This is a genomic window from Pseudonocardia sp. ICBG1034 (assembly GCF_020131375.1).
Lineage (GTDB): Bacteria > Actinomycetota > Actinomycetes > Mycobacteriales > Pseudonocardiaceae > Pseudonocardia > Pseudonocardia alni.
The window spans coordinates 371035-383229 of the sequence record NZ_JAHLEK010000015.1 but is presented as its reverse complement, the minus strand read 5'-3'; the positions used below and the strand labels follow the sequence as shown (position 1 = coordinate 383229).

At 73.9% G+C, this 12195-nt stretch carries 12 protein-coding genes; 7 read left to right on the top strand and 5 right to left on the bottom strand.

The genetic code is table 11. From position 1 onward, the window contains the following. The first annotated feature begins 52 nt into the window (after positions 1 to 52). From KPF22_RS03440 to KPF22_RS03430, 3 genes are all read left to right on the top strand, one after another. Positions 53 to 2374, top strand: a complete 2322-nt coding sequence (locus KPF22_RS03440; protein ID WP_224401210.1) for an FdhF/YdeP family oxidoreductase — start codon at positions 53 to 55, stop codon at positions 2372 to 2374. 101 nt (positions 2375 to 2475) lie between these two features. Further along, positions 2476 to 3711 carry a multidrug effflux MFS transporter gene (locus KPF22_RS03435; RefSeq protein ID WP_224401209.1) on the top strand — a complete coding sequence of 412 codons (1236 nt, stop codon included), beginning with the start codon at positions 2476 to 2478 and terminating at the stop codon, positions 3709 to 3711. 49 nt (positions 3712 to 3760) lie between these two features. Further along, positions 3761 to 5617 carry an ABC transporter ATP-binding protein gene (locus tag KPF22_RS03430; protein ID WP_208821532.1) on the top strand — a complete coding sequence of 619 codons (1857 nt, stop codon included), beginning with the start codon at positions 3761 to 3763 and terminating at the stop codon, positions 5615 to 5617. Here KPF22_RS03430 and KPF22_RS03425 read toward each other — a convergent pair. The 4 genes from KPF22_RS03425 to KPF22_RS03410 all read right to left on the bottom strand — a co-directional run bounded on the left by KPF22_RS03425 (position 5614) and on the right by KPF22_RS03410 (position 7961). Continuing rightward, a complete protein-coding gene (locus KPF22_RS03425) occupies positions 5614 to 6141 on the bottom strand; it encodes a bifunctional nuclease family protein (RefSeq protein WP_224401208.1) in 528 nt (175 codons plus the stop codon). The two genes, KPF22_RS03430 and KPF22_RS03425, sit on opposite strands and share 4 nt — an antisense overlap. Positions 6142 to 6208: 67 nt before the next feature. Beyond that, entirely contained in the window at positions 6209 to 6946 is a 738-nt protein-coding gene (locus KPF22_RS03420; RefSeq protein ID WP_208821530.1) for an SDR family oxidoreductase, read from the bottom strand. 174 nt (positions 6947 to 7120) lie between these two features. After that, positions 7121 to 7540 carry a nuclear transport factor 2 family protein gene (locus KPF22_RS03415; protein ID WP_224401207.1) on the bottom strand — a complete coding sequence of 140 codons (420 nt, stop codon included), beginning with the start codon at positions 7538 to 7540 and terminating at the stop codon, positions 7121 to 7123. A gap of 13 nt (positions 7541 to 7553) precedes the next feature. After that, positions 7554 to 7961, bottom strand: coding sequence for a RidA family protein (locus KPF22_RS03410; protein WP_208821528.1), 408 nt, complete (start codon positions 7959 to 7961; stop codon positions 7554 to 7556). A gap of 126 nt (positions 7962 to 8087) precedes the next feature. On the opposite strand from KPF22_RS03410, the gene KPF22_RS03405 reads away from it, so the two are divergent. Beyond that, on the top strand, positions 8088 to 8993 hold the full coding sequence (locus KPF22_RS03405) for a LysR family transcriptional regulator (protein ID WP_224401206.1): 906 nt from the start codon (positions 8088 to 8090) through the stop codon (positions 8991 to 8993). Between the two features lie 366 nt (positions 8994 to 9359). Here the strand turns inward: KPF22_RS03405 and KPF22_RS03400 are convergent, their stop codons facing one another. After that, the gene (locus KPF22_RS03400) at positions 9360 to 10355 is read right to left on the bottom strand and encodes an AraC family transcriptional regulator (protein WP_208821526.1); all 996 of its coding nucleotides are present in this window, start codon (positions 10353 to 10355) and stop codon (positions 9360 to 9362) included. 134 nt (positions 10356 to 10489) lie between these two features. On the opposite strand from KPF22_RS03400, the gene KPF22_RS03395 reads away from it, so the two are divergent. The 3 genes from KPF22_RS03395 (at position 10490) to KPF22_RS03385 (ending at position 12186) form a co-directional block, all read left to right on the top strand. Continuing rightward, positions 10490 to 11353 (top strand): NAD(P)H-binding protein, encoded by an 864-nt coding sequence (locus tag KPF22_RS03395; RefSeq protein ID WP_224401205.1) that lies wholly within the window; start codon positions 10490 to 10492, stop codon positions 11351 to 11353. Beyond that, entirely contained in the window at positions 11350 to 11769 is a 420-nt protein-coding gene (locus KPF22_RS03390; RefSeq protein ID WP_208821522.1) for an anthrone oxygenase family protein, read from the top strand. Before KPF22_RS03395 ends, KPF22_RS03390 begins: the two co-directional genes overlap by 4 nt. 138 nt (positions 11770 to 11907) lie before the next feature. Then, positions 11908 to 12186, top strand: coding sequence for a hypothetical protein (locus KPF22_RS03385; protein ID WP_062398562.1), 279 nt, complete (start codon positions 11908 to 11910; stop codon positions 12184 to 12186). Positions 12187 to 12195 lie beyond the last annotated feature (9 nt).

The window sequence follows — 12195 nt, the reverse complement described above, 5'->3', positions numbered from 1 at the left end:
GCGTGGGTAATCCGCCCCGTTCCGCCGTCGTCGTGTTCCAGATGAGGTGCCCGTGTCCCCCACCCCGGTCAACAGCGCTCCGATCCACCCCCCGGTCGACACCGAGGAGTCCGATCTGCGCGTCTCGGAGCGGAAGACCTCCGCCGCCGGGGCGAAGGCCGTTGCGATCTCCATGAAGCGCTCCCTCGCCGAACAGGGCGTGGTGAAGACCGCCAAGAACCTGCTCACGATGAACCAGGTCGACGGCTTCGACTGCATGAGCTGTGCCTGGCCGGACCCGGCCCCGGGCGAGCGGCACACCGCCGAGTTCTGCGAGAACGGCGCGAAGGCCGTGTCCTGGGAGGGCGACCGCCGCCGGGTCACCCCGGAGTTCTTCGCCGAGCACTCCATCGCCGACCTGCGGGGCCGCAGCGCGCACTGGCTGGAGAGCCAGGGCAGGCTCACCCACCCGATGGTCCGCCGGGCCGGCGGCACGCACTACGAGCCCATCTCGTGGGACGACGCGTTCGACCTGGTCGGGACCCACCTGCGCGCCCTGTCGAGCCCGGACGAGGCGCTGTTCTACACCTCCGGCCGGGCCTCGAACGAGGCCGCGTTCGTCTACCAGCTGTTCGCCCGCGCCTACGGCACGAACAACCTGCCCGACTGCTCCAACATGTGCCACGAGTCGACCTCGGTCGGCCTGGCCGAGGCGATCGGCGTCGGCAAGGGCTCGGTCTCGCTGCAGGACCTGCACGACGCCGACCTGATCGTCATCTCCGGACAGAACCCGGGCACCAACCACCCGCGCATGCTGTCGGCGCTGGAGACGGCCAAGAAGAACGGCGCGCGGATCCTCGCGGTCAACCCGCTGCCCGAGGCCGGGCTGTTCAAGTTCGACAACCCGCAGACCCCGCGCGGCATGTCCGGCATCGGCACCCATCTGGCCGACGAGTTCCTGCAGATCCGCTCGGGCGGCGACCTCGCGCTGTGGCAGGCGTTCGGGCACCTGCTGCTCGCCGCCGAGGACCGCAACCCGGGCAGCGTCCTGGACCGCGACTTCATCGAGCGGCACACGAACGGCTTCGAGGCCTACGCCGCGCACGTGAAGGACCTGGACCGCGACGCCGTCGTCGCCGCGACCGGGCTCACCTGGGGCGAGATCGAGAAGGCCGCGGAGATGCTCGCGACCTCGAAGCGGATCGTGAACTGCTGGGCGATGGGCATCACCCAGCACCGCAACGCCGTCGCCACCATCAAGGAGATGGTGAACGTCGCCCTGCTCCAGGGCATGATCGGCAAGCCGGGCGCGGGCCTGTGCCCGGTCCGGGGCCACTCGAACGTGCAGGGCGACCGCACGATGGGCATCTGGGAGCGGGTCGCGGACAGCTTCCTCGACGCGATCCGCGACGAGTTCGGCTTCGAGCCGCCCCGCGAGCACGGCCACGACTCGGTCGCGGCCGTGCAGGCGATGGCCGACGGGCGGGCGAGCGTGTTCGTCGGCCTGGGCGGCAACTTCTCCCAGGCGATGTCGGACACCGGTGTCACCGAGCAGGCGCTGGAGCGCTGCGCGCTGACCGTGCAGATCTCGACCAAGCTGAACCGGTCGCACGTCGTCGCCGGGACCGACGCGCTGATCCTGCCCGCGCTGGGCCGCACCGAGAAGGACCTGACCGGCGGCCGGGCGCAGCGGGTCACCGTCGAGGACTCGATGTCGGCGGTGCACGCCTCGCACGGCCGCTCCGAGCCGGCCGGTGAGCTGCTGCGTTCCGAGGTCGACATCCTGTGCGGGATCGCGCGGGCCACCCTCGGCGCGGACCACCTCGTCCCGTGGGCCGAGTTCGCGGCCGACTACGACCGCATCCGCGACCGGATCGGCCGGGTCGTCCCGGGCTGCGAGGCCTACACCGAGAAGGTCGCCCGCTCCGGCGGCTTCACCCTCGCCCACCCGCCGAGGGACAGCCGCACCTTCCCGACGGCGTCGGGCAAGGCGGAGTTCACCGTCAGCCCGCTGGAGGTGCTGACGCTCCCGGAGGGCCGGCTGGTCCTGCAGAGCCTGCGCAGCCACGACCAGTTCAACACCACGATCTACGGCCTGGACGACCGCTACCGCGGCATCCACTCCGGCCGCCGGGTCGTGTTCATCTCCGACGCCGACCTGCGCGAACTGGGCTTCGCCGACGGCGACCGGGTGAACCTGGTCAGCGAGTGGACCGACGGCAGCGAGCGGCGCGCGGACGACTTCCGGCTGGTGTCGTACTCGACGCCGAAGGGCTGCATCGCCGCGTACTACCCGGAGACGAACCCGCTGATCCCGCTCGAGTCGTACGCGGAGTCCTCGCGCTGCCCGACCTCGAAGTGGGTGCAGGTCCGGCTGGAGCCCGCCACCCGGTGATCGACGTGTGAGCGCGCTCACCCGTCCGGTGATGTCCGGGCGGAATCGGCGTCACCCCTCGTGAGGTTGCACCGTTCGGCCACACGAGGGGGGACGTCCGAGTGACCACCACTGCAGTCACCGCGCCGAGCCGGCTACGGATCGCGCTGATCCTGGGCGCGCTGATCGCGCTCGGTCCACTGACGATCGACACCTACCTGCCCGCGCTGCCGGACGTCGGGCGCGACCTCGTCGCGTCCGAACCGGTCGTGCAGCTGACGCTGACCGGCACACTCGCCGGTCTCGCGCTCGGCCAGCTGGTGATCGGCCCGCTGTCCGACGCCTACGGCCGTCGCAGGCTCCTGCTCGCCGGCACCGCCGTGCACGTGCTGGCCTCCGCGCTGGTCGCGGTCGCCCCGAGCATCGAGGTGCTGGCGGTGCTGCGGGTGCTGCAGGGCGTCGGCGCCGCGGCGGGCGCGGTGATCGGCCTCGCCGTGGTCCGCGACCTGTTCACCGGCCGGGCCGCGGCGACCATGCTCTCGCGGCTGATCCTGGTGATGGGCGCCTTCCCGGTGCTCGCCCCGACCCTCGGCGCCGCCCTGCTCAACTGGGTCTCCTGGCGCGGGGTCTTCCTGTTCCTGGCCGGCTACGGCCTCGTCATGCTGGCCGTGGTCACCTCGGGGCTGCCCGAGACCCTCCCCGTCTCCCGACGCCGGTCGGCCCGGTTCGGCCCCACCCTGCGGACCTACGGCGGACTGCTGCGCGACCGGACCTTCGTCGGCCTGGTGCTCGTCGCCGGGCTCGCGATGGGCGCGCTGTTCAGCTACGTCTCCGGCGCCGCGTACGTCTACCAGCAGCAGTTCGGGATGGACCAGCAGACGTTCGGCATCGCCTTCGGCGCCGGCGCGATCTGGCTGGTCGTCGGCACCCAGCTCAACCCGGTGGTGCTGCGCCGCTTCGAGCCCCGCCAGGTGATGTCGACCGCCGTCGCCGCCGGGGTGCTCGTCGGGCTCGTGCTGGCCGTGCTCACCGCGACCGGCACCGGCGGCCTGCCCGCCGTGCTCGCCGGGGTGTGGGCACTGCTGCTGGCCTGTGGCTTCGTCCTGCCGAACGCGCCCGCGCTGGCCCTGGCCCGGCACGGCGAGTCCGCCGGGACGGCGTCGGCGCTGCTGGGGTCGCTGCAGTTCGGGATCGGCGCCGCGACCTCGCCCGTGGTCGGACTGCTCGGCAACGACGCGGCCGCGATGGGCACCGCCATGTTCGGCGCGATCGCGCTCGCCGGGATCGCGCTGGTCGCCGTCGCGCGGCCGTGGACGCTGCCGGACCTGAACGAGGAGCCCGAGCTCGCGACTGCGTGAGGGCGCGCGTTTGACCTGAAGTCAGCTTCACGTCCTAGCGTCACCCACCATGGACGCGAGCACCTGGACGGCACTGCGCAACGCGAGCACCGAGCCCGGCAGGCGCACCCGCCCGGCCGGGGAGACGGCCCGCCGGATCCTGGCCTTCGCCCGGCCGCACCGGCGGCGGATCGCGGCGTTCCTCGCCGTGAGCACCGCCGCCGCCGTGCTGACGGTGGCGGTGCCGCTGCTGGCCGGGCGGGCCACCGACGCGGTGACCCGCGGCGAGCGGCTGTCGGTTCTCGCGGTGCTCGCCGGGCTGATGGCCGCCGTCGCGCTGGTCGAGGCGGCGCTGTCGATGCTGACCCGCTGGTACTCGGCGAACCTCGGCGAGAGCCTGATCCACCAGCTCCGGACCACCGTGTTCGACCACGTGCAGCGGATGCCGGTCGCGTTCTTCACCCGCACCCGCACCGGCGCCCTGGTGTCGCGGCTGAACTCCGACGTGCTCGGGGCACAGCGGGCGTTCTCCGACACCCTCGCCGGAGTGGTGTCCAACGTCGTCGTACTGGTGCTGACCCTCGCCGCGATGCTGGTGATCTCCTGGCCGGTGACCCTGCTGGTGACGCTGCTGCTGCCGGCGTTCCTGGTCCCGGCCCGGCTGATGGGGCGGCGGCTGGCCGCGCTGGAGCGGGCGGCCGCGGACCACAACGCGGCGATGAGCACCCGGATGACCGAACGGTTCTCCGCGCCCGGCGCCACCCTGATCACGCTGTTCGGCCGCCCGGAGCGCGAGTCCGCGGAGTTCGCCGAGCGGGCCGACCGGGTCCGCGCGATCGGGGTGCGATCGGCGATGCTGCAGTGGACGTTCGTGACGGCGCTGACGCTCGCGTCGTCGCTGGCCGTCGCCGTCGTCTACGGGGTCGGGGGCGGCTTCGCGCTGGCCGGGGCGCTGTCGGCGGGGAACGTCGTGGCGCTCGCGCTGCTGCTCACCCGGCTCTACCAGCCGCTGACCGCGTTGGCCGGCGCCCGGATGGAGATCATGACCGTGCTGGTCAGCTTCGAGCGGGTGCTCGAGGTCCTCGACCTGGAGCCGATGATCACCGATGCCCCGGGGGCGCGCCCGGTGCCCGACGGGCCGGTCGGCGTCGAGTTCGACCGGGTCTCGTTCGCCTACCCCACCGCCGAGCAGGTGTCGCTGGCGTCGCTGGAGGAGGTGGCGACGCTCGACACCCGCGGCGGGGAGCAGGTTCTGCACGACGTGTCGTTCAGCGCCCCGCCCGGCGCCGTGGTGGCGGTCGTCGGGTCGTCGGGGGCCGGGAAGTCCACGGTCGCGCAGCTGCTCGCCCGGCTCTACGACGTCGGAGACGGCGCGGTCCGGATCGGCGGGGTGGACGTACGCGAGCTGACGACCGCCTCGGTGCACCGCGCGGTCGGGTTCGTGACCCAGGACGGGCACCTGCTGCACGACACGGTGGCGGCGAACCTGCGGATCGGGGCACCGGAGGCCACGGACGCCGAGCTGTGGGCGGCGCTGCGCCGGGCCCGGCTCGACGGCCTGGTGGCGGCACTGCCGGACGGGCTCGCGACCGTCGTCGGGGAGCGGGGGTACCGGCTGTCCGGCGGGGAGCGCCAGCGGATGACGATCGCGCGGGTACTGCTGGCCCGGCCGCGGGTCGTGGTCCTGGACGAGGCCACGGCCAGCCTGGACACCACCTCGGAGGCCGCGGTGCAGGCGGCGCTGGCCGAGGCGCTGGACGGGCGGACCGCGCTCGTCATCGCGCACCGGCTGTCCACCGTCCGCCACGCCGACGAGATCCTCGTGCTCGAACAGGGCCGGATCGTCGAGCGCGGGGACCACGCCGGGCTGCTGGCCCGGGGCGGGCGCTACGCCGAGCTGTGGGCCGGGGCGCCGGCCGCGGCCTAGCGGAAGTCCTCCGGCGACACCTCGTCGATGAACTCGCGGAACTCCTGCATCTGCTGCTCCGGCGGGACGTCCGCCGGGCCGGCGGTGGCCGCGCGGGCCTGCGCGGCGGCGCCGGTGGTGTCGTCGCCGTCGGGGGGCAGGACGTCGTCGACGGCCTGGCCGACCTCGTCGAGCACGTGCTCGGCCATCCCGATCGGCAGCCCCTCCCGGACGGCCAGCGACAACGCGTCCGACGGGCGTACGGCCAGCCGGGTGCCGCCGTCGAAGACCAGCTCGGCGGTGTAGACGCCGTCGACGAGGTCGGAGATCTCGACCTGCTCCAGGGTCCGGCCCAGCGCCTCCACCACCGGGAGCAGCACGTCCTGGGTGAGCGGGGTGCCCTCGTCGTCGCGCGGGCCCACGGCGATGACCTCGGCCTGCGGCGGCCGCAGGAACACCGGCACGCAGCGGTCGCCGTCGGCCTCGCCGAGCAGCAGCACCGGCTGGCGTGACCGGGCATGCACGATCAGGCGAAGGACGTGCATCCTCCGAGTCATCGGCCCAGTGTCCCCCGCGACGGCAGGTGACGGAAGTCTCAGAAAGAGACGGCCCTCAGCCCCGGGCGAGCCAGGGCATCGTCGTCGCCGCGACGGTCAGGAACTGCACGTTCGCCTCCGGCGGCAGCCCGGCCATGTAGACGACGGCGTCGGCGACGTGCCGGACGTCGAAGGTGGCCTCCGGGCGCACCGACCCGTCGGCCTGCCTCGCGCCGGTCGCGATGCCCGCGGTCATCTCGGTGGCGGCGTTGCCGATGTCGATCTGGCCGCAGGCGATGCCGAACCCGCGGCCGTCGAGCGAGAGCGACTTGGTCAGCCCGGTGATCGCGTGCTTGGTGGCGGTGTAGGGCGCGCTGCCCGGCCGCGGGACGTGCGCGGAGATCGAGCCGTTGTTGATGATCCGCCCGCCCTGCGGGTCCTGGTGGCGCATCGCCGCGAACGCGGCGCGGGCGCAGAGGAACGAGCCGGTGAGGTTGACCGCGACGGCCGCGTTCCAGTCCTCGACGGAGATCTCGTCGACGGTGCCGCCCGCGCCGAACGTGCCGGCGTTGTTGACCAGCAGGTCGACCCGGCCCCAGCGCTCGTGCACCGCGGCGAACAGGGCGTCGACCGACCTGGGGTCGGTGACGTCGGTGGGGACGGCGAGCGTCCCGTCGCGGCCCGCCGCGGCCCCGGTCAGGGGCTCGCGCCGGCGCCCGGCCAGTGCGACCCGCCAGCCGGCGTCGAGCAGGCCGCGGGTCACCGCCTCGCCGATGCCCGACCCCGCCCCGGTCACCACCGCCACACCGCTCATGGGCCCACCCTGCCACGCGCCGTCCGTGACCCCGGACACAGATCGTCACGCGGGCGGCCCCGTGCGGTGTCGGTATCCCGACAGCGGTCTACGCGGTGCGCAACCCGGAGAAGCTCGCCCACCTGTGAGCGTCCGACCGGCGCGGGCGACGGGCGGGACGACACGACCGTGCGGTCAGAACATGCCGTTGTCGTTGGCCGAGGTCGCGGGCACGACCTGCAGGACGTCCCAGTGCTCGACGACCCGGCCGTGGTCGTCGACCCGGAAGATGTCGATGCCGGCGTAGTCGTCGCCGCCCGGCCAGGTCTGGTGGCAGTGCAGGACGACCAGGTCGCCCTCGGCGATCGTCCGGACGAACCGCACGTGCTTGCCCGGGTACTCGGCGGCCATCCGCTCGAAGTACGCGACGAAGGCCTCCTTGCCGTCGGCGACGTGCACGTTGTGCTGGGTGTAGGTGTCCCCGGCGTAGCGCTCGAGGGCCTCGGCCGGGCGGCACCCGTTGAACATCAGGTCGTAGAACGCCCGGACGGTGTCCGTGTTGCGTCGCAGGTCGGCCGCGGACGTCTGCGATCCGGACCCGGCTCGCGGGGTCACGACGCGATCCGCATCAGGACAGCACCGCCACGGCGTCGACCTCGACGAGGTAGCCGGGCGCGGCCAGCGCGGTGACCCCGATCCAGGTGCTCGGCTGCCGGAACTCCACCCCGAGCGCCGCCGCCGCACGGGTGCGCCCGGCGACGAACTGCTCCGCCCGGGTCTCGTCGAGGTCGACGATGTACACGACCACCTTGGCCAGGTCGGCCGCCGTGGCACCGACGGCGTCGAGCGCGGCGACGACGTTGAGGTAGCACCGCTCGGCCTGCGCGGCGACGTCGCCGCGGCCGACCAGGTTCCCCTCGAGATCCCAGGACACCTGTCCCGCCAGGTACACCGTGCGTGTCCCCCGGGTGTCGGCCACCTGGTGGTGGACATCGACCCGGTGGACCCCCTCGGGATGCACCAGTTCCACGCTCATCGCGCCTCCTCCGTCGGTCGGGCTCTGCGCCGACCCTCCGACGACGGGGCACCCACCGTCCAGGGCATCTTTCCCCGCTCCGTGAACCGTATGGTTGTCACCGCAGTTCAGAGGCAGGAGGAACCGGTGGGCGCGACGTTGAACCTGCACCTCGCGCACTACCTGGCCACCGTCGTCGACGAGGGTCACTTCGGTCGGGCGGCGCGGAGGCTGCACGTGTCCGGGTCGGCGCTGAGCAAGCAGGTCCGCACGCTCGAGGACAAGCTGGGGGTCGAGCTCGTCGACCGCAGCGCGCATCCCGTGGTCCCCACCGAGGCGGGCCGGCTCTTCCTGGCCGAGGCCCGCGAGGCACTGGCGGCGGCCGACCGCGCCCTCGCCGCGGTCGCGGCCCACCGCCGCGCCGGCGCCGGGGTGCTGCGCCTGGGGTTCATGACCGCGACGACCGGCGCACACACCCGCAGGATCCTGGAGCGGATGCGGCAGGAGGTCCCCGACGTCTCGGTCCAGCTCGTCCACCTGCCCTGGTCGGCCCAGGCCGACGCGGTCCGCGACCGGACGGTCGACGCCTGTCTCGTCGGTCCCCCGATACTGGACGCCGCCGGTGTGCGGCTCGATCTCGTGCGACACGAGACGCTGGTGGTGGCGCTGTCGGCCGGTCACCGCCTCGCCCACCGTTCCTCGGTCGGACTCGCCGATCTCGACGACGAGGTCCACATCACCGACGACCGGGCCGACCCGCGGTGGGTCCGCTGGTGGGCGCACGACCCACGGCCCAGCGGTCGTCCCGTCCGCTACGGCGCGTCCGCGCACACGGTCGACGAGATGCTGGAGGTCGTGGCCTCGGGCGTGGCGATCGCCATCACCGGCGGCTACGTGGGCGGCAGCCACCGCCATCCGGGGATCGTGTTCCTGCCGGTCGTGGACGCACATCCGTGCCCCATCTCCCTGTGCAGCCGCCTCGACGACACCTCACCGGCGGTCGAGGCGCTCCGGCAGGCCGTGGACGCCGACCGCACGGCCTCGGGCCGGTAGCCCCCGCCCGGGACGGGCCGCTGCACCTCGGGCTTTCTCCGACCGTCTCGCGGACACGCTAGAAAGCAACAGAAGACCCGAGCACCGGGCGGGACGTAGCGATCTCTAGCCCTGTCTCGACTTCCGCCGAGAGAAGCGCAGACGACTACATCGATCGTCGATCCGGTTCTGTACCGCTTCCTCGCACGAGCGCTAGACAGCGTCATACGACGGCATCGACACACGAGCATGCCGTCGTCTACCGCCGTCTAGAGCGGTCGCGAGAGATCCGGATACGGGACGATCGACCTGATGCGCTGCTCCTCTCCCGGTGGCGTCGTCGCAGCGTAGCAGCCCTGTGTCGAACGTGTGTGCGAGGGCCCGGAGTCAGCTCCGGAAGGCGGCGAGGGCGTCGGCCGTGCCCGCGAGTCCGTGCCGGCGCACCCGTCCGGCGGGCTCCCCGACGACCCGCGAGAAGGCCCGTGCGAACGCCGCCTCGGACCGGTAACCGAACCGGTGGGCCGCCTGCGCCACCGTCCCACTCCCCCCTGACAGGAACTCGGCGGCGGCGTGCATCCGCCACCGGGTCACGTAGCCCATCGCGGACTCGCCGACGAGCTCGGTGAACCGGGCGGAGAACGCCGACCGCGACATGGCCGCCGTCGCGGCGAGCGCGGCGACGGTCCAGTCCCGCTCCGGCTCACGGTGCACCGCGGCGAGCGCGCGGCCGATCCGGTCGTCGGCGAGCGCCCCGAGCCAGCCGGTACGGGTGGCCGCGTCGGCCTGCAGCCGGCCGCGCACCGCCTGCAGGACCAGCACGTCGGCCAGCCGGGTGATCACCGCGTCGCTGCCGGCGCCGCCGTGCTCGACCTCCGCGGCCAGCAGCCGCAGCGTGTCCTGCACCCGGTCCCCGATCGGCGACGGCTCGACCCGGACGAGGTCGGGCAGGCTCGTGACGAGGTCGCCCGCGGCGGGGTGGGAGAACCGGACCGCGCCGCACACCATCCGGGTCACCGGACCGTCGCCGCCGTGCCGGAGCAGGGCGTAGCGCCCGTCGAGCATCGGGTGCGGGATCGACCGGATGTCCGGGGCGGACACACCGGGCGCACTGCGCAGCACGTGCCCGGTCCCCCGCGGCACGACGACGAGCTCGCCGGGGCGCAGCTCGCGGTCGGCCCCGTCCCGGCCGCCGGCGCCGTCGACGGTGAGCCGGCACCCGCCGGAGGTGACGACGTGGAACCAGAGGCAGCCCGGCGTCGGCGGCAACGTCATCCCCCACGGCTCGCCGAGCTCGGAGCGGCAGTAGAAGAGGCCGTCCATCCGCAGCACGTGCAGCGCCTCCCCGAGCGGGTCGGCGGCCGGGAACGGCGGGGCGGTGGACACGGTGCACAGCATGACAGTCCGTCCACAGCTCATCCCCACCTGTGGACGGATGAGCATCAGTTGTGGATCCACAGCCATTCTGCGTCCGGCCGATGGCGGTGATCGTGGACGGACACCGACGAGAGGGGTTCGACATGATCACCGTGCTGGGTGCGACCGGGAACGTGGGATCGCAGGTCGTCCGGGAGCTGACCGCGGCCGGGGTGGACGTCCGCGCCGTCGCGCGCCGCCCGGCCGTCGCCGCGCCGGGGGTGCGGCCGTGGCCCGGCGACCTGGGCGACCGGGCGTTCCTGCGCCGGGCGTTCGACGGCGCGACCGCCGCGTTCGTCCTGCTGCCGTTCGACGTCACCGGGCCCGACCACGCCGCCCACCAGGCCCGGCTCGGGGAGTCGGTCGTCGCCGCGCTGCGGGACGCGGCCGTGTCCCGGGTCGTCGCGCTGAGCTCGCTCGGGGCGGAGGTCCCGGGCGGCCCCGGACTCGCCGCGACCGGGTACCTGGGCAGCCTGCACGACCAGGAGGCCCGGCTGGCGACGCTCGACGCGCACGTCACCCGGGTCCGGCCGGGCCTGTTCCTGGAGTCGTTCCTGTGGTCGGCCGACGCCATGCGGGCGTACGGGGTGCACGCCGACTCGGTCGACCCGGACGTCGCGCTGCCGATGGTCGCCACCCGCGACGTCGGCCGGGCCGCCGCCGCGGCCCTGCTCGACCCGGACGCACCGGACGTCGTGGAGGTTCAGGGCGCGGCGGACCGGACGGTGCCCGACGTCGTCGCCGCGCTCGGGCCCGCGCTGGGCCTGCCGGACCTGGCCTACGTGCGCGTCCCGGACGGGGAGATGGAGCGGCTGCTGCGCGGGGCCGGACTGTCCGCCGACGGGGCTCGGCTGCACGTCGCGATGAACCGGGCGTTCAACGAGGGCCGGGTCCGGGCGCACGGCCCGCGGGGCGCCGCCGACGGCGTGCTGACCGTCGAGGAGTGGGCGGCGGGGGTGGCGGGATGACCGGCGTCCTCGACGGAGCCGCTCTCACCGGGGCGGGCCTGCTCGGCGGGGTCTACCTGGCGTTCTCGGTCGCGGTGCTCCCCGCCCTGCGTCGTCGCCCCGCCGCGGAGGCGGTCGCGGTGATGCGCGGGGTGAACCGGGTGATCGTGAACCCGGTGTTCGGGACACTGTTCGCCGGCACCGCACTGCTCGCCGGCGCGGTGACGGTGGCCGGGGCGCTCGGCGGGCAGCCGCTGCGGATCGCGGGCGGGGTCGCGGTGCTGGCCGGCTTCGCCGTGACCGCCGCGGTGAACATCCCGCTCAACAACGCCCTGGAGCGCGACGGCGACTGGGCCGCGTTCGCTTCGCGGTGGAGCGTCGCGAACCACCTCCGGGGGGCGTTCTCGGCACTCGGCGTGGTCCTGCTGCTGCTCTGAGTCGAACGTGTGTGCGACATCTCGGGGACCCGCCTGGCGCCTGCCTGGGCGGGCGGGGCACGCTGGTCGCCGCGCCCGCTCCCCCGGGTGCGGACCGGCCGTCGCCCGCGACGGCTCCGCAGCGACGACCGGGGGAGCATGAACACCCACGAACGACGGCGACTGGCCGCCCTGCGCACCGACCGCGAGACGGTGCTCGCCGCCGCGGCCGCGCTGCGGCACGAGGCCGTGCAGGCGCGCTACGCCGGGCTCAGCCGCCCCGAGATCGCGTTCGGGCTGGCCTCGGTGCTGGAGATGCTGGCGATGCGGATCGCCGACCAGCCCCCGGACGTCCGCGCACACGTGGTGCGGATCGCCCGGGAGATGGCCGGCGACACGATGGACTCACCGACGATCCGGCGCACCCGTCGTCGGTGATCCACCGGA